13 protein-coding genes are annotated in these 16,392 nt (G+C 60.3%); 6 read left to right on the forward strand and 7 right to left on the reverse strand.

The annotated features are described in order from the left end of the window. Window positions 1-38: 38 nt before the first annotated feature. Window positions 39-1,613, forward strand: coding sequence for an arylsulfatase (locus ACM6IO_RS09785; RefSeq protein ID WP_008036341.1), 1,575 nt, complete (start codon window positions 39-41; stop codon window positions 1,611-1,613). A 210-nt stretch (window positions 1,614-1,823) separates the two neighbouring features. After that, window positions 1,824-4,337, forward strand: a complete 2,514-nt coding sequence (locus ACM6IO_RS09790; RefSeq protein ID WP_414911367.1) for a fused MFS/spermidine synthase — start codon at window positions 1,824-1,826, stop codon at window positions 4,335-4,337. Window positions 4,338-4,459: 122 nt separating this feature from the next. On the opposite strand, the gene ACM6IO_RS09795 is transcribed toward ACM6IO_RS09790, so the two are convergent. Further along, the gene (locus tag ACM6IO_RS09795) at window positions 4,460-5,131 is read right to left on the reverse strand and encodes a DUF3313 domain-containing protein (protein ID WP_414911368.1); all 672 of its coding nucleotides are present in this window, start codon (window positions 5,129-5,131) and stop codon (window positions 4,460-4,462) included. A gap of 213 nt (window positions 5,132-5,344) precedes the next feature. Here ACM6IO_RS09795 and ACM6IO_RS09800 point away from each other — a divergent pair, with 213 nt between their 5' ends. Next, entirely contained in the window at window positions 5,345-7,696 is a 2,352-nt protein-coding gene (locus ACM6IO_RS09800) for a tetratricopeptide repeat protein (RefSeq protein WP_414911369.1), read from the forward strand. A 155-nt stretch (window positions 7,697-7,851) separates the two neighbouring features. On the opposite strand, the gene ACM6IO_RS09805 is transcribed toward ACM6IO_RS09800, so the two are convergent. The 4 genes from ACM6IO_RS09805 to ACM6IO_RS09820 form a co-directional block, all read right to left on the reverse strand. Next, entirely contained in the window at window positions 7,852-8,820 is a 969-nt protein-coding gene (locus tag ACM6IO_RS09805) for a hypothetical protein (RefSeq protein WP_207284255.1), read from the reverse strand. A gap of 89 nt (window positions 8,821-8,909) precedes the next feature. Next, window positions 8,910-9,389 (reverse strand): DUF934 domain-containing protein, encoded by a 480-nt coding sequence (locus ACM6IO_RS09810; protein ID WP_192227284.1) that lies wholly within the window; start codon window positions 9,387-9,389, stop codon window positions 8,910-8,912. Continuing rightward, window positions 9,386-11,059, reverse strand: a complete 1,674-nt coding sequence (locus ACM6IO_RS09815) for a nitrite/sulfite reductase (RefSeq protein WP_192227285.1) — start codon at window positions 11,057-11,059, stop codon at window positions 9,386-9,388. Before ACM6IO_RS09815 ends, ACM6IO_RS09810 begins: the two co-directional genes overlap by 4 nt. Window positions 11,060-11,184: 125 nt before the next feature. Continuing rightward, entirely contained in the window at window positions 11,185-12,192 is a 1,008-nt protein-coding gene (locus ACM6IO_RS09820; RefSeq protein ID WP_192227286.1) for a glycosyl hydrolase family 18 protein, read from the reverse strand. A gap of 304 nt (window positions 12,193-12,496) precedes the next feature. On the opposite strand from ACM6IO_RS09820, the gene ccoN reads away from it, so the two are divergent. Both ccoN and ACM6IO_RS09830 read left to right on the forward strand, forming a co-directional pair. Beyond that, window positions 12,497-13,924: a cytochrome-c oxidase, cbb3-type subunit I gene (gene ccoN, locus ACM6IO_RS09825; protein ID WP_008030155.1), complete on the forward strand. Its 1,428-nt coding sequence runs from the start codon at window positions 12,497-12,499 to the stop codon at window positions 13,922-13,924. A 14-nt stretch (window positions 13,925-13,938) separates the two neighbouring features. Then, window positions 13,939-14,160: a cbb3-type cytochrome c oxidase subunit 3 gene (locus ACM6IO_RS09830; RefSeq protein ID WP_192227287.1), complete on the forward strand. Its 222-nt coding sequence runs from the start codon at window positions 13,939-13,941 to the stop codon at window positions 14,158-14,160. A 129-nt stretch (window positions 14,161-14,289) separates the two neighbouring features. On the opposite strand, the gene ACM6IO_RS09835 is transcribed toward ACM6IO_RS09830, so the two are convergent. Both ACM6IO_RS09835 and ACM6IO_RS09840 read right to left on the reverse strand, forming a co-directional pair. After that, window positions 14,290-14,784, reverse strand: a complete 495-nt coding sequence (locus tag ACM6IO_RS09835) for a hypothetical protein (RefSeq protein ID WP_192227288.1) — start codon at window positions 14,782-14,784, stop codon at window positions 14,290-14,292. A 69-nt stretch (window positions 14,785-14,853) separates the two neighbouring features. Next, entirely contained in the window at window positions 14,854-15,621 is a 768-nt protein-coding gene (locus ACM6IO_RS09840) for a helix-turn-helix domain-containing protein (RefSeq protein ID WP_414911370.1), read from the reverse strand. Window positions 15,622-15,699: 78 nt separating this feature from the next. Here ACM6IO_RS09840 and ACM6IO_RS09845 point away from each other — a divergent pair, with 78 nt between their 5' ends. After that, window positions 15,700-16,392 (forward strand): aspartate/glutamate racemase family protein, encoded by a 693-nt coding sequence (locus ACM6IO_RS09845; protein ID WP_008042910.1) that lies wholly within the window; start codon window positions 15,700-15,702, stop codon window positions 16,390-16,392.

A 16,392-nucleotide genomic window follows, 5' to 3' on the forward strand; every position in this document is an offset into this window, starting at 1 on the left:
TCGCACCACGCGACACTAGCGCAAAAGGAGCAAGTCAGATGACTCGCATACGCAAGTGGCTACCGAAACTCGCCCTGGTGGCGGCCTCGGTGATGGCGATTTCGGCGACTGCCGGGGCCGCCGAAAAACCCAATATCCTGGTGATCTTCGGCGATGACATCGGCCAGACCAACATCAGTGCCTACTCCATGGGCGTGGTCGGGTACAAGACTCCGAACATCGACCGGATTGCCAAGGAAGGCATGCTGTTCACCGACTATTACGCGGAGAACAGCTGCACGGCCGGACGCTCATCGTTCATCACTGGCCAGACGCCGTTGCGTACCGGCCTGTCGAAAGTCGGCGTTCCAGGTGCGCCGGTCGGCATTCAGAAACGCGACATCACCATTGCTCAGGCACTCAAATCGCAAGGCTACGCGACAGGCCAGTTCGGCAAAAATCACTTGGGCGACCGGGATGAATACCTGCCGACAAACCACGGCTTTGACGAATTTTTCGGCAACCTGTACCACCTCAATGCCGAAGAAGAGCCGCAACGACCGTATTGGCCCAAAGATGACCCCGAGTGGGTCAAGGCCAACTCTCCACGCGGCGTGATCCACAGCTTTGCCGATGGCAAGATCGAGGACACCGGCGCCTTGACGACCAAGCGCATGGAAACCATCGACGACGAAACCACCGCCGCTGCGCAAGCGTTCATCGAGAAACAGGCCAAGGCCGATAAGCCGTTCTTCGTCTGGATGAACACCACGCGCATGCACGCCTTCACTCATGTGCGTGAATCGATGGCGGGCCAGAGCGGCATGCCAGGCAACGAGTACGCCGACGGCATGCTCGAGCACGACGGCGATGTCGGCAAACTGCTCAAGACCCTCGATGATCTGAAAATCACCGACAACACCATCGTGGTCTACACCACCGACAACGGCCCGAATCAATGGTCCTGGCCGGACGCGGCGACCACGCCGTTCCGTAACGAGAAGAACTCCAACTGGGAAGGTGCCTACCGCGTTCCGGCCATGGTGCGTTGGCCGGGCAAGATCAAACCGGGCGAGGTTTCCAACGAACTGTTCTCGGGCCTCGACTGGTTCCCGACCTTGCTGGCGGCTGCTGGCGACGACGGGGTCAAGGACAAGCTGCTCAAGGGTTGGGCGCCGGCTTCAGGCGGCACCAGTTTCAAGGTGCATCTGGACGGGTACAACCAACTACCGTACCTGACCGGCCAATCGCCTAAGAGTGAGCGCACGCAGTTCTTCTACTTCAACGATGACGGCGTGCTCGTGTCCATGCGCTCCGGCAACTGGAAAGCGGTGTTCTGCGAACAACGCAAACCAGGTGGTTTCGAAGTCTGGGCCGAACCGTTCGTCTGCCTGCGCGTACCGAAAATCTTCAACCTGCGCATGGATCCGTATGAACGTGCCGATGTGGTTTCCGACCAGTATTACGACTGGACGGCCAAGAATGCGTACCTCGTATCGCTAGCGTCCACCCAGGCCGCGAGATTCCTGGAAACCTTCGTCGAGTATCCGCCTAGCCAGAAACCGGCGAGCTTCAGCATCGATCAGATCCGCGCGGATGTGGATCGACGGATTGAAGAAAAAGCCAAGAAATAACGTTTGACCGCCGCTCGCCCTGACCGGGCGAGCGGCCCTATTCCATGGTGCAAACACAAACCCTGTAGGAGCCGGCTTGCTGCGGGCGGCGTTCCGACGATAGCGGTCTTCCAGTCAATCAATCGGTGTCTGACCCACCGCTATCGCCAGCAAGCCGGCTCCTACAAGGATTTGTGTTTTATTTGAATTTTTGTACAAGGCAATAGCCCTATGTCCTCACGTGTCGCCAGCAAGTCGTCGGCCATTCCTGTTCCTCATGCCGCCTCCCCCGCGCTGCTGATCCCGGCCCTGTTGCTGTTCGTCTCCGGTGCTGCGGCGCTGGTGTATCAGGTGCTGTGGATCAAGCAACTGTCGCTGGTGGTCGGCGTCGAGGTCTATGCAATCACCACCGGTATCAGCGCTTTTTTTGCCGGGCTGGCCTTGGGTGGATGGCTGTTCGGACGCTGGGCGGATCGCTTGCAGCAGCCCGTTCTGCTGTATGCAGGACTGGAAGTGGTCGTGGCCGTGTTGGGTGTCGGCGCGACCTTCGCCATGAGCCTCGCGGCCAGCCCGTTTGCCTGGCTGGAACAACACATCGGTCTGGCCGCATGGGTATTGCCGTTTGCGTTAGTGGGCATCCCGGCGCTATTGATGGGCGGCACCTTGCCGGTGCTGGTGCGCTCGCTGGCCACTGACCCGCTAAATCTGGGCAAGGCTGGCGGCCAGCTTTACGCGGCGAACACCGCCGGCGCTATCGCCGGCACCCTGCTCGCCGCGTTCGTGCTGATTGCCACCCTCGGTGTGCGTGGCAGCGCCCTGGCCGCCGCGATGCTGAACCTGCTGGCTGCCGCTGGCGCCTTGTGGTTTCAGCGTCACCGTTCACTGCCGGCCGTTGCGCCGGCAAAACACACGTCCAGCAAAGCGCCCGACCGACTGGCCTTGTGGCTGTACTCGATTGCCGGCGGCGTGGCCCTCGGTTATGAGGTGGTCTGGTCGCAATCGATCGTGCAGTTCATGAGCACCCGCACCTACGCCTTTGCCGTGGTGCTGGCGACGTACCTCACCGGGCTGTTTCTCGGCAGTGTGCTGCTGGCCCGTCGGGTGGAGCGCATTCGTGATCCCTGGGGAGTATTCGGTTTGCTGATTGCCGGCGCCGGGCTGGTCGCGTTGCTGGAAATCGCCCTGCTCGGTCGCTGGTTGGTGGTCGCGCAAAGCCTCGCCGAAGCCTGGGTGTTGTCGCTGGGTGCGAGTGAGTTGCCGGGCATGAGCGCGCGGTTTGCGGTGGCGGCGTTAAGCATCGTGTTTGTGCCGACGCTGTTGTTGGGCGCGGCGTTTCCCCTCGCCCTGCGCCTGAGCGTTGGCCGCGAGCGGGTCGGCCAGGATGTCGGCGCTGTCGTGGCGTTCAATACGCTGGGCGGGATTGTCGGGGTGATGCTCTGCGGGTTTGTGCTGATCCCGTGGCTGGGCCTGGTACGCACATTGGGGCTGTTGGCCATTGTCGCCGCCGGGATCGGGTACTTCGCGGTGCGCAAGGGTCACGGGGTCAAGAAAGGTCGGCGCCAAGCGGTGGTGGCTATCGGCTTGTTGTCGGTGGCGGTGGCGGTATTTACCCCGGTGAACAAACTCGCCAGCCTGCTCCCCGGTGCTCGCAACGCCACGCTGGCCTTCTATGAGGAAGGACGCGGCGGGACCGTGGCGGTGGTCACCCAGGGCAAGGGGCAGAAAGCCTTCCAGCGCTTGTACATTCAAGGCGTGTCCAACACCGGCGACGCCATGCCGTCCCTGCGTTACATGCGCATTCAGGCGCTGCTGCCGCTGCTGATCCACAACGGCGAACCGCGCTCGGCGCTGGTGATCGGTTTTGGCACCGGCATCACCGCAGGCGCATTGACCCGTTATCCGGGGCTCGAACACCGGGTGGTGGCCGAGTTGCTGCCTTCGGTGGTCAAGGCTGCGCCGCTGTTCAAAGGCAACTTCAATGCCGCCGCCGATCCCGGCGTTGACGTACGCCTGCGCGACGGGCGCCAGGAGCTGCTGCGCAACCCGCAGCGCTATGACTTGATCACCCTTGAACCGCCACCGCCCTCCGCGGCCGGCGTGGTCAATCTTTACTCCCGGGACTTCTACCAACTGGCCGCCAGTCGTCTGGAGAAACAAGGGCTGGTCGCGCAGTGGCTGCCGCTGCCCACGCAGAACATCGACGATTCGCGCTCCCTGGTGCGCAGCTTTCTCGATGTTTTCCCGTACGCCAACGTGTGGACCAGCGAGTTCCACGAAATGCTGCTGGTGGGTTCGATGGAACCGATTGCGCTGGATACGGCGAAAATCAGCGAGCGCTTCCAGCAGGACAGCGTGCGCAGCACGTTGCAGGACGTGGGCATCGGTTCCGCCAACGCCTTGCTCGCCACGTGGGTCACCGATCGCACGGGGCTGGAGCGTTTCGCCGCCGATGCCCCACCAGTGACCGACGACCAGCCGCGTATCGAATATGCGCCGTGGGTGCGGGCCAAAGAGATCAGTCGGGTGCTCCCCGCCCTGCTGGACTTGCACGTCGCGCCACCGTTAGTGAATGCCGATGCGGGATTCATCGAGCGGATGAATGCGCACCAGCAGCGCTTGATGCAGTTCTATCGGGCGAGCCTGCATGCCTATGACGGCGACCGTGATGCGTGGGCCAGGGATATTCGCGAGGTGATGCGCGGGGATGGGGGGAATCCGTATTACCGGTGGTTTGTCGGGGAGTGATGCGGTGCCCATAAGTACGCTTTCGCGGGCAAGCCTCGCTCCTACAGGTCCGAGTCGTACACATTTTTTGCATCCGACCGCAACTCTGTAGGAGCGAGGCTTGCCCGCGAAGCTTTTTGCGCTTACTTGGATTTGAGCTTCAGATACGACTGATGCATATCCGCAGCCCAGCCATCGATCACGCTTTTCACGTCATCGGCCTTCATCACCTGCGACTCGTTTTCCAGCGGTTTGCCGGTGCCCTTGCGCACGACCTGGGCCACGACTTTATTGCTGCCGCCGTCGAGGAACACCGCTTCGGTGGCCAGGTCGGTCTGCTGATCACGAATACCGCTGGCAGTACTCACCGCCGCTGCCACCAACGCAATCGGGATCACTTCATAAGGTTTCAGCCCTTCGGTCTTGCTGCTCACGGCAGTGATCGCGGCGCGTACCACAATCACACCCGGGCCAGGGCCTGAGGCCAGAGGCAGGGATTTGCCGATTTCGCGTTTGAGCGCCTGATCGTAATAACTGGTGATTCCGTTCAGGGTGGTCTGAGGGATTTTTACGGTTGCCTGAGGCTTGGGATACAGCTGGGTCGGCTCGATGTACACGCTTTGGAATTTCTTGATGTCAACTTTCGGATCGATCCAGCGCATCACTACTGCACCCGAAGGTGATTTGGCTTCCTGGAGTTGGCTGTAATTTTTGAGGAAGCCTGAATACTCGTCTGGCTCGACCTTTTTGCTGGCGCAGCCAACTACGCCGATCGAGGCAATACACAATGTACTCATCATCAATGCAAGCTTCATGCGGTAACTCCTGTAGGGCGGTCGACTACGGTTTGGAAACGGTTTAACAGGTATAGCTAATGCAGCGCGTTTTGTTGTGCAGAATCACAACATTCATCTATCGCCGCGCAGAGGATCACACCTGTCATTTGACAGACGCCCGGCATCCGTCAAAGCTGCATCGAGCTAGAACGCGCGCCTGACGGCAAACGCACCCGGACTATGGAAGTCGCAATGCCGAAACATAAAAACAAAGCAGTCGCCCCAAACCCTGATTCGTCACCGACTTCGTTTTCTCGTTATCTGTTTCCCGTTCTCATCAGCGTGCTGCTCCTGGCGATCGGGGGCATTGGCTGGTTTCTGTTCAGCAGCCAACCGGCCCCGGTGACCTATGCGCCGCCGCTCAGTACACCGGTCATTGCTCCTGAAAAACCCGTGGTCGCCGCGCCGGCGAAGATGGTCGATGAGCAACAGTGCCAGGCTTGCCACAGCGAGCAAGTGAAGGACTGGCAAGGCTCGCATCACCAATTGGCGATGCAGGAAGCCAGCGCCGGGACGATGCTCGGCGACTTCAACAACGTCACCTTCAAGGCCGAAAACGAGACGACCCGGTTTTCGCGCAAGAACGACGAATTCTGGGTCAACACGCCGGGCATTGATGGCAACAACGCTGATTTCAAGGTCGCCTACACCTTTGGTATCGCGCCGTTGCAGCAGTATTTGATTGAGGTCGGTGACGGTCGGTTGCAGGCGTTGGGTGTCGCCTGGGATACCGAGAAACACCGCTGGTTTCACCTCTATCCGGGCCAGGGTGTGAACTTCAAGAACCCGTTGCACTGGAGCAAGCCGAGCCAGAACGCCAATTTCATGTGCGTCGAGTGCCATACCACCGGCTACAAACGCAACTTCGATGCGGCTAAAAACACCTTTGACAGTCAGTGGAACAGCCTTGGCGTAGGTTGTCAGGCGTGCCACGGTCCGGCGTCCAGTCACCTGGAATGGACCGCGAAAAAGACTGATCTGATCCACGCCGGTTTCGCCGTCGACCTCAAGGACAAGGACGCGACCGTCGAGATCGAAACCTGCGCCCGCTGCCATTCACGGCGCGCACCGCTGGGTGATGGCTTCACCGTCGGCAAGCGCCTGATGGATGACTATCTGCCCAGCCCCCTGACCCGCGAGTTGTATGCGCTGGATGGCAAGATCAAGGACGAAGTGTTCGAACACGGTTCCTTCGCCCAGAGCAAAATGTTCGACAAGGGCGTGCGCTGCAGCAACTGCCACAATCCCCACAGCAACGAACTCAAGGCACCGGGCAACGGCGTCTGCCTGCAATGCCACAACAGCGCCGGCAAAACCTCGGTGGCCGGTGTCGAGGGCAAGGGCTTGCAGGCGAAAAACTACGATTCTGTCGAGCACACCCGCCACGCCTTGGGCCAACCGGGTTCGCAGTGCGTGGATTGCCACATGCCCGGCAAGTTCTACATGGGCAATGACTTTCGGCATGACCACAGCTTCAGCATTCCCAACCCTGAGCGGGCGAAAAAACTTGGCACGCCGGACGCCTGCCTGACCTGCCATCAGGGCAATACCGGTGACAAAATCACTGAACAATTCAAACTCTGGGACACCGCAGCCGCCCCCCAGGCGCCGCGTTACGACGAAAGCCTGTGGCTGATTCGCAACGGTCAGCCCGGCGCGGCGCAAGCCTTGTACGAACAGCTGCAACGCAGCAACCTGCCGGCGATCCAGCGCGCAACGCTGCTGGCCGAGTTGCCGCTGTACCCCAGCGAACAGGCGTTGAAACTGGCGACTCATGACTTGCGCAACCCGGCACCGCAAGTGCGTGAAAGCGCCGTTCGGGCGATCAGCGCGTTCCTCCCGCCGCCGGAGCGCGCACCACTGCTGACACCGTTACTGGGTGACCCGGTCAAAGCGGTACGCATCGCTGCCGCCCGGGATCTGCTCAGCGTCGCCCGCGACGGTTTGGGCAGCGCTCAGGCGAACTGGAACGCCGCCATCGCCGAGTATGAGGATGTGCAAAAGAGCCTGGCCGAACGCGCGGAAGCCAACCTCAACCTCGCCATGCTGTATCAGGCCAGCGGTCGCAGCGCTGAAGTTGAAGCGCTGCTGCGCACGGCGCTCCAGCGCGATCCGGACTTTTACCCGGCGCTGGTGACGCTGGTGCAGTGGCTGGAAGCCAGTGGGCGCGGTCAGGAGGCACAGGCCCTGCTGGAACAGGGCATCAAGGAGCATCCGGACGCCGCTTTGCTGCTGCATACCCAAGGGTTGTCGCTGATACGAGCGGGCAAAACGGCCCAGGCCATGCCGGTGCTGCGCAAAGCCGCCGGGCTGGAACCCCAGAGCGCGCAATTCGGCTATGTGCTGGCGGTGGCGCTGCATGACAGCGGCAAGGTCGATGAGGCCTGCGAGGAACTGGAACGGTTGTTGAAGGTGCAACCGGCGAACCGCAATGCGCGGTTGTCGTTGATCCAGTACTACCTGGAAAACGGACAGGAGCCCAAGGCCCAGGTGCTGTTGCAGGGCTGGAAGAAGATGAACATGGGGGATCCGGCATTGAAGTGATCCGAGGGTTGATTCGAGGGCCCCTTCGCGGGCAAGCCTCGCTCCTACAGGTTATGTGTCGTACAAAAAAATGGCGTACACACATTACCTGTAGGAGCGAGCGGTGCGGCGATCCGACTTGCCCGCGAAAGCGTCGCCACGGTCTTAACCTTGCATCACCACGAAGAACCACTCTTCAACGCCAACTCCCGCCGACTGTTCGCCCGCATCGCCTTGATCAACGACACCGTGCCCACCAGCAGAATCGCGGCGCCAAACAGGAAGTCGATGTTGTACAGCTGGAAGTCCTCCAGCGGTCCCACCAACAGCACGCGGATCGCGCCGATACTCACCAGTGTCGCGAGAAAATCGATGCCCGGTTCGTCGCGGTAAAACACGTGCATCAGCGGCAGGCAGATCACCAGCAACAACAGCAGCACGATCACCTTGAACGAGCCTTTGCGCTCGACACTGAAGGCGCACTCATTGGCCGCGTAAGGCTTGTAATCGTCCTCGCGAACCAATGAATTTTTCTCGTTGATGTATTCGACCCGGTTGTACTTTTGAATCGGCGTGAAGGTGTTGGACATCTCCATGAGGGTGGTGATGCGTTTGAACTTCAGGTCGATCCGTTCATTGCCCTTGAGGATGTACAGCACCGGTTTGTAGCCATAGCGCCAGGTGTCGAACGGAAACGCCGCCGCCCGACCCTGCACGCCGATGGGCCGGGATTCAAGCTCGGCGTAGGCACTTTTGTCGAGCGAAGAGAGGTTGCGACTCAGCGGCTTGATCCTGACCTGCTCAAGGAAGATCGGCGTGACGCCGTAGGACCATTGAAGAGGTTCCAGGCGCAGGCGCAACTCGTTGCGGCCCAGGTCATACCGATCGAAAGTGCGCTCGGAGACGATGACCGCACCCGAGAGCATGAAATCGCCCCGTACGTTGTTGGTGATGCGCAGGGTCAGGTGATCCTTGCCCAGCGCCGCCGCATCGCTGGCCGGTGGCGTGCCGCACCAGGCGGAACTGTCGGCTGAGGCCCCGAGTTGCCCGTCACGGTTCTCCTGGAACAGATACACATAACTGCCCCACAGGGCCGCCATCAGCAACACTGCGACCAGCCCTAAAACTTTCTTGCCCGCGCTCAAACCAGACTCCTTTCTTTGACCCGCTTCCTTATGAGGCGCGGACTCTATCAAAACGGGGTCCCCGGCCAAAGCAAAAAGTCGTGTGGTTTTCAGCGGCGCCGAAACAACGGTCGAGGCTCGATCACCGAGCGGCCATACAACACGCTCATGCCGGCGAGGCCCTTGAGCGCGTCTTCGGCGGATTTGTCCTCGCGCACCGCAAAGCTGTCGAACCCGCATTGGCGCATGTGGCTGAGTTGATCGCGCAGGACATCGCCAACCGCGCGCAATTCGCCGGTCCAGCCCAGTCGGGTACGCAGCAAATACGCCTGGCTGTAACCACGACCGTCGCGAAAACTCGGGAAATCCAGCGCAATCAGCGGCAGTTGGTCGAACCACGGCTTGAGGCTTTCCACTTCATCGTCCGGCCCCAGCCACACGCCCTGCCGCCCGGGTTCCTCCAGCCAGCAGGCCAGCGGGACTATCACCGGACCTGACGGCAATCCGGCGGCAAGCTCCCTGACCAGGGTCCACGGATCGGCGCTATCGATCCGCGCTACACCGGCCTCCAGTCGCAGCAGATTGTTCATGCCGAGACCTCCAGCAACTTCGGATAGACCGCCTCTTTGAACGGCTCCAGACCAAGGCGCTGCAACGTGTCGACGAACAGTTCCTCACTCTCGCGGTAACGCACGAACGTGGCGATGATCCGCTCGATCACGTCGGGCACTTCAGCCGCGCTGAAGGATGGGCCGATGACTTTTCCCAGCGCGCTGTTCTTGCCCTGAGCGCCGCCGAGGGTGATCTGGTACCACTCGCTGCCGTTCTTGTCGACGCCAAGAATGCCGATATTGCCGATGTGGTGATGGCCGCAGGCGTTCATGCAACCGGAAATGTTGAGGCTGATGTCGCCCAGATCATGCAGATAATCCAGGTCGTCAAAACGCGCCTGAATGCCTTGCGCAATGGGGATCGACTTGGCGTTGGCCAATGCACAGAAATCGCCGCCGGGGCACGCGATGATGTCGGTCAGCAAACCGACATTGGCACTGCCCAACCCATGCTCGCAAGCCACACGCCAGAGCGTGAACAAGTCCGACTTCGGCACGTCCGGCAGGACGATGTTCTGTTCATGGGCAATGCGGATTTCGCCGAAACCGAATTGCTCGGACCACGCGGCCACGGCATCCATTTGTTCGCCGGTGACATCTCCCGGCGGCGAAGCACTGCCCGGTTTGGTCGACAGCACCACACTGGCGTAGCCCGGCACCTTGTGCGGCTGGACGTTGCGCGAGACCCAGCGGGCGAATGCACTGTTTTCGGCCAGGCGGGTGCCGAACTCCAGGTCGGTACTGGACAGCGAACGGTAATCCGGCGGCACGAAGGCACTGGCGACACGCGCATATTCATCGCCGGTCAACTGCGCCGGACCGTCCTTGAGGTGCTGCCACTCCTCCTCCACTTCCCTGGCGAAGGCTTCGATACCGAGCGCCTTGACCAGAATCTTGATCCGCGCCTTGTACTTGTTGTCCCGCCGACCGTGGCGGTTGTAGACCCGCAGCACCGCTTCGACATACGACAGCAAATGCTGCCACGGCAAGCCTTCGCGAATCTGCAGGCCAAGAATCGGCGTGCGTCCCAAACCACCGCCTACGATCACCCGCAGGAGCATTTGTCCGTCGGCGCCGGGGTAAAGATAAAGACCGATGTCGTGCATCATGATCGCCGCGCGGTCCTGTACGGCCGAGCAGATGGCGATCTTGAATTTGCGTGGCAGGAACAGGAACTCCGGGTTGATCGTCGACCATTGGCGCAGGATTTCCGCCAGCGGTCGCGGGTCGATCAACTCGTCCGCCGCAACCCCGGCGAAGGCTTCGGTGGTGATATTGCGCACGCAGTTGCCGGACGTCTGGATCGCGTGCATTTCTACCTGGGCCAGGCGTTCGAGGATTTCCGGCACCTGGGCCAGTTCGATCCAGTTGAACTGCATGTTCTGCCGGGTGGTGAAGTGGCCGTAGCCACGGTCGTAATCCCGGGCGATGCTCGCCAGCGTACGCATCTGTTGCGCACTCAGCGTGCCGTAGGGAATGGCCACGCGCAGCATGTACGCGTGTTTTTGCATGTACAGGCCATTCTGCAAGCGCAACGGCAGGAATTCCTCTTCGCTCAACTCGCCTGCCGTGAAGCGTTCGACCTGATCACGAAACTGCGCAACCCGCTCGAAGACCAGCGCCCGGTCATAGTCGTCGTACTGATACATGTGGCTACCTCATCAGGATGGGACGGGCTCTGTGGCTCGTTTTCGATGAGGCGACTATGAGGGGCACCGGAAAAACATTACAGATTCAGGAGACTTCAAAAAAACCATATCAGTTTGATGGATCACTACTGAGGTTGATTCGGCATCTCATCAACGATGGGTGCGTAAAGCCTTTTGAAGCGCCAATCGTACGAATCGCCGGCCTTGTTGGTGCCACACTCCCAACTGCACGACCACGTCATCAAGCCTCTGATCCGGTTGCCGTCTTTTACCAGTCGCTTGAGTGCATTTTTCACAAAAGCGGGATCAACTACATATCCGTTGGCGGCTGCATCGATATTGCTGGGCAAGCCGATAACGAATTTGTCGGCAGGGATTTTGGTGAAACCCAAATCACCTGTTACCAATGCGGCGGTCAGGTAGTAGAGGAACTCTTCCTTGCGCACTCCATCGTCCTGCGCAAGCCATGGTGGGTTAAGCCCTGGGACACTAAGCCCATCGCCGCGCTGGTTGTAATATTGAGGGGCAATGAAGTCGTAATGGTCCTTCAGCGCAGTCAAATACGGTAGGTACTTACCCCCGGTTCTCAGATACGGGAACTCTGGCGCCATGCTGATGATGAAGTGTTTACCCTCTTTCCCGTAGTGTTCCCTGACCAGTTTAAGCGCCGCCGGAATCACCTTATTGTTATCGGCAAAGTCGATAGCGGCCTGCTCCAGATCGATGTCCAGCCCATCAAAACCATAGACTTCCGCCAATCGGATAATTTCAGTGGCAAGCGCCTGTTCCTGACCATTGCGCAGCTCAATGTGAGCATCGGCGCCCCCCAGTGAAATCAGCACCGCGCGACCTTGCTTGTTGAGTACGCCGACCTGACGCCGAAACTCCACATCGGTCTGGTTGTATGGCTTGAATGTCGGGATACCGGCCCCCTTCATGAACGCGACGGCCACAACGTTGTATTCGACGGGGATGTCTTCCAGTTGCACTTCACCCGTCAATCCGCCTTGATACCCGACACTCGGCCCCCAGTTATGCCAAAAACCCATGAATATCTTTTTACCGCGAATATCGGGCATCACGGACGCGTCATCGGCAGGCGCCTTGGGGCCTGTATAAGTGGAAGTTGTCATTGGTTCACCCTTGAGTTCAGAACATCCTGTATGAAAGTGCCCCTCCTGATCGCCATGACCGGCAGGGCTGACTTGCCTTGAACGCAACCACTGGAACTCACCACTACCCAATGCGTCAGCGGGTTTATTAAACCGCTGGATTCAATCCGCCGATACTGTCAACTCTGACAGGTACGGCGCCTTTATCTGATCCGTATTAATTGCGCTTTCCTGAATCTGTTTTGTTTTCGATGAGGTTTCTACAGTTCACGGCATGCCAGTCCGGGTGGCCTGGCAAGACTTTGCAACCGTGGAAGCATTGACCATGAGCACAGCAACAATCGGACAGGCCTATAACTACAAGGTCGTCCGCCAATTCGTCGTGGCGACCATTTTCTGGGGCGTCGTGGGGATGGCGATGGGGGTGTGGATCGCCTCGCAACTGGTGTGGCCCGAGATGAACCTCGACCTGCCGTGGACCTCGTTCGGGCGTTTGCGTCCGCTGCACACCAGCCTGGTGATTTTCGGCTTTGCCGGCAGCGCGCAGTTCGCCGCCAGTTACTACGCAGTGCAGCGTACCTGCCAGGTGCGGTTGTACTCGGACACCCTCGCCGCCTTCACCTTCTGGGGTTGGCAATCGGTCATCGTGGTGATGCTGATCACCCTGCCGCTGGGCTACACCACCACCAAGGAATACGCCGAGATCGAGTTCTCCGGCGCGGTGTGGATGACCGTGGTCTGGGTGGCGTACGCCGTCGTGTTTTTCACCACGGTGGTGCAACGCAAGACCCATCACATTTACGTCGGCAACTGGTTTTTCGGCGCGTTCATCGTGGTGATCGCCATGTTGCACGTGGTCAATCACCTGTCGATTCCGGTGGACTGGTTCAAGTCCTACCCGGTGTATTCCGGCGCCACCGACGCCATGGTGCAGTGGTGGTACGGGCATAACGCGGTGGGTTTCTTCCTGACGACCGGGTTCCTCGGGATGATGTATTACTTCGTGCCGAAACAGGTCGGGCGGCCGGTGTATTCCTATCGTTTGTCCATCGTGCATTTCTGGGCGTTGATCACCCTGTACATCTGGGCCGGCCCGCACCATTTGCACTACACCGCATTGCCGGACTGGGCGCAGTCGTTGGGCATGGCCATGTCGCTGATCCTGTTGGCGCCGAGCTGGGGCGGCATGATCAACGGCATGATGACCCTGTCGGGCGCCTGGCATAAATTGCGCACCGATCCGATTTTGCGTTTTCTGGTGCTGTCGCTGGCCTTCTACGGCATGTCGACTTTCGAGGGGCCGATGATGGCGATCAAAACCGTGAACGCCCTCTCCCACTACACCGACTGGACCATCGGCCACGTGCACGCCGGCGCCCTCGGTTGGGTGGCGATGATCACCTTCGGCGCGGTCTACCACATGATTCCGAAAGTCTTCGGCCGCGAGCAGATGTACAGCACGCCGCTGATCAACCTGCATTTCTGGCTGGCGACCATCGGCACCGTGCTGTACATCGCTTCGATGTGGGTCAATGGCATCACCCAGGGCCTGATGTGGCGCGCGATCAACGACGACGGCACGCTGACCTACTCCTTCGTCGAAGCCTTGCAGGCCAGTCATCCGGGATTTGTGGTGCGGTTTGCCGGCGGCGTGTTCTTCCTCAGCGGCATGCTGCTGATGGCGTACAACGCCTGGCGCACCGTGCGGGTTTCCGACGTGGCGATGGCTGAACGTGATGCACGGATTGCCTGAGGCGAGGAGCTGAGATGTTCGAGATCGTGTTGAATATCGTGGGTGTTGCGGGGCTTTGGCTGGCGGTCGAGTACTGCCTGAAGCAGCAGACAACGGAGAGTCTGGAGGAAGCGAGCCTGATCCCGTTTGCCGATGACCCGGAGGTGGCGCGACGGGTGGAGTTGGCGACGGGGAAAGTGGTGAAGGCGGTTGCGCCGGAAGTGGCAAAACCCGGTTGGATAAACCTCGAAATCTGATGCACCGCAGATCCAGGGTGGGAGCGGGCTTGCTCGCGAAGGCGGTATGTCAGTCACATGGATGTTGAATGTGCCACCATCTTCGCGAGCAAGCCCGCTCCCACAGGGATTGGGGTTGGGTCAGAGAGATCAGCTCCGATCGCGGGGGATCAAGCTCTGCAACTGCAGCGCCAGGAAATTAGCATCGAAGGCAAAGGTGTCCGGGTCCTTCAAACCATTGGTCTTGCGCCACTGCCAGTTGTTGGCCGGCGGCAGGCACACCAGCGAAATGCTGCCATACCGCGCGGCGGTCAGGCCCATCACCGCCAGGGAAATCTGCCCACCGGTACCCATCACGTCCGGCACGAACTCCACGGGTTTACCGGCGATCACGATGCCCAGTTTCTCGGTCTTGAATGTTGACGTCTCGACCGGAACACTCGGCCCCGAGGCGACATACGCCTCACGGCTGACTTCCAGCAGGTTCGGCGCCCGGACCGGTTCCAGCCATTGCTGGATCTGATCGAACAGCTCGCCAATGCGCGTCGCCCACACGGCCGATTGCGACTCGAACAGTTGTTTTTTGTGCGCTTCGCTGTCTGCGTAGTGGCGAAGCATCTCGCCCAGTTGTTGTACGTCGTCCATTGCGGTGTTCCTTTGTTGAAACAGTGCTGCGGACTTTGAGCATGGCAGATGCGCGCGGCGGGCGTACGACTAAAAGCGTGAGCGGTATTGACTGGGGGTCATGGCGAGGAATTTGCGGAAGGCGCTGCCCATGTGCGACTGATGGGCGAAACCGGCATCAAGGGCGATGTCAGCCAGGCTCAGCCGGGTGTGCTCGATCATCCGCCGTGCCGCCTGCAGTCGTACTTCAACGAGGTAAGCGTGCGGTGTCAGGCCGATGACCCGGGTAAAGTCGCGCAGAAAGCGCAGCTCGTTCTGGCCGTAGGCCGCCGCCAGTTGTTGCAGCGTGAGGGGCTGATGGAATTGTTCTGCGATCAGGTCCAGCACTTGGGCGAGTGCGGCTGGCGCGGGCCGATGAGCCATTTCGACCTGCGGCTGCGCCAACCCCACAAATCCCAGGGCACATTGCTCCAGTGCCAGTAGGTCGGGTTGTGGCGCCAGCAACAAAAGCCGCACTTCGCGCGCCAGGCTCAGCGCCTGTCGATTGCCACACGACTGTACGCGATGGCCAATGGCGGGCAATTGCTCATCGGCAAATGATTCGTCCAGCTGCATCAGCAAGTATTCGCCACCGCTGGACGATTCGGAAAACACTTCGACGCCCTCCGGCGTGTACGCCAGAACACCGGGCAACGTATCGAAATCCACCCGCCGATCCGAGTCAATCGCGTGCACACCCTGCTGGCGCTCCAGCGTCACCCCGATGGTGCGCGACTGCGCCGGATCGCGTGCGCTGTAAGCGGCACGGGGCAGAAGTTGCAAGCTGACGTTAGCGCCCGGCAGTCGTTGACTCAGCATGTGAAATTTCCTGATAGAAAGCCGTGAAGCGCCACGGGATACTCCCAGACAAAGGGTTGCCATCAACAGGAGCACGCCATGCGCACCATCGGCCTTATCGGCGGCATGAGCTGGGAGTCCAGCGCCGAGTATTACCGCCTCATCAACCAACAGGTACGCGACCGGCTCGGGCCGTTGCGTTCGGCGAAACTGCTAATGTACAGCGTCGACTTCGGGCCTGTCGAACAGGCCCAGCATGCCGGCCGCTGGGACGATGCGGCGCTGATTCTGGTGGATGCCGCGCGGCGGCTGGAGGCTGGCGGCGCCGATTGTGTGGTGCTGTGCACCAACACCATGCACAAGGTCGCCGGGCAGATTCAGGCGGCGATCAACATTCCGTTCCTGCACATCGCCGACCCGGCCGGACAGGCGGCGGTCGATGCCGGCGCACTGAACGTCGGGTTGCTGGGGACTGCGTTCACCATGGAACAGGACTTTCTCAAGGAACGCCTGACGTCGATGGGGTTGACCGTACTGGTGCCGGACGCAGAGGAGCGTCAAGCCGTGCACCGGATCATCTACGACGAGTTGTGCGTCGGGGTGATCAGCGAGGCCTCACGCCGGATTTATCGGCAGGTAATCGAATCTCTGAGCCAACGCGGCGCCCAGGTCATCATCCTCGGTTGCACCGAAATCGGCCTGCTGATCAAACCCGAACACAGCACCCTGCCCCTGCTCGACACCACCGAGCTGCATGCGCAGGCGGCGGTGGCGTTCGCACTGGGCGAGTGA

The sequence above is a fragment of the Pseudomonas sp. IT-P44 genome, from assembly GCF_949768225.1.
GTDB classification, from domain to species: domain Bacteria; phylum Pseudomonadota; class Gammaproteobacteria; order Pseudomonadales; family Pseudomonadaceae; genus Aquipseudomonas; species Aquipseudomonas migulae.

Bases quoted from the DNA above. Each gene is read 5' to 3' on its own strand.
- ACM6IO_RS09785 (WP_008036341.1), top strand. From the start codon at position 39: ATGACTCGCATACGCAAGTGGCTACCGAAACTCGCCCTGGTGGCGGCC.
- ACM6IO_RS09790 (WP_414911367.1), top strand. From the start codon at position 1,824: ATGTCCTCACGTGTCGCCAGCAAGTCGTCGGCCATTCCTGTTCCTCAT.
- ACM6IO_RS09795 (WP_414911368.1), bottom strand. From the start codon at position 5,131: ATGAAGCTTGCATTGATGATGAGTACATTGTGTATTGCCTCGATCGGC.
- ACM6IO_RS09800 (WP_414911369.1), top strand. From the start codon at position 5,345: ATGCCGAAACATAAAAACAAAGCAGTCGCCCCAAACCCTGATTCGTCA.
- ACM6IO_RS09810 (WP_192227284.1), bottom strand. From the start codon at position 9,389: ATGAACAATCTGCTGCGACTGGAGGCCGGTGTAGCGCGGATCGATAGC.
- ACM6IO_RS09815 (WP_192227285.1), bottom strand. From the start codon at position 11,059: ATGTATCAGTACGACGACTATGACCGGGCGCTGGTCTTCGAGCGGGTT.
- ACM6IO_RS09820 (WP_192227286.1), bottom strand. From the start codon at position 12,192: ATGACAACTTCCACTTATACAGGCCCCAAGGCGCCTGCCGATGACGCG.
- ccoN (WP_008030155.1), top strand. From the start codon at position 12,497: ATGAGCACAGCAACAATCGGACAGGCCTATAACTACAAGGTCGTCCGC.
- ACM6IO_RS09830 (WP_192227287.1), top strand. From the start codon at position 13,939: ATGTTCGAGATCGTGTTGAATATCGTGGGTGTTGCGGGGCTTTGGCTG.
- ACM6IO_RS09835 (WP_192227288.1), bottom strand. From the start codon at position 14,784: ATGGACGACGTACAACAACTGGGCGAGATGCTTCGCCACTACGCAGAC.
- ACM6IO_RS09840 (WP_414911370.1), bottom strand. From the start codon at position 15,621: ATGCTGAGTCAACGACTGCCGGGCGCTAACGTCAGCTTGCAACTTCTG.
- ACM6IO_RS09845 (WP_008042910.1), top strand. From the start codon at position 15,700: ATGCGCACCATCGGCCTTATCGGCGGCATGAGCTGGGAGTCCAGCGCC.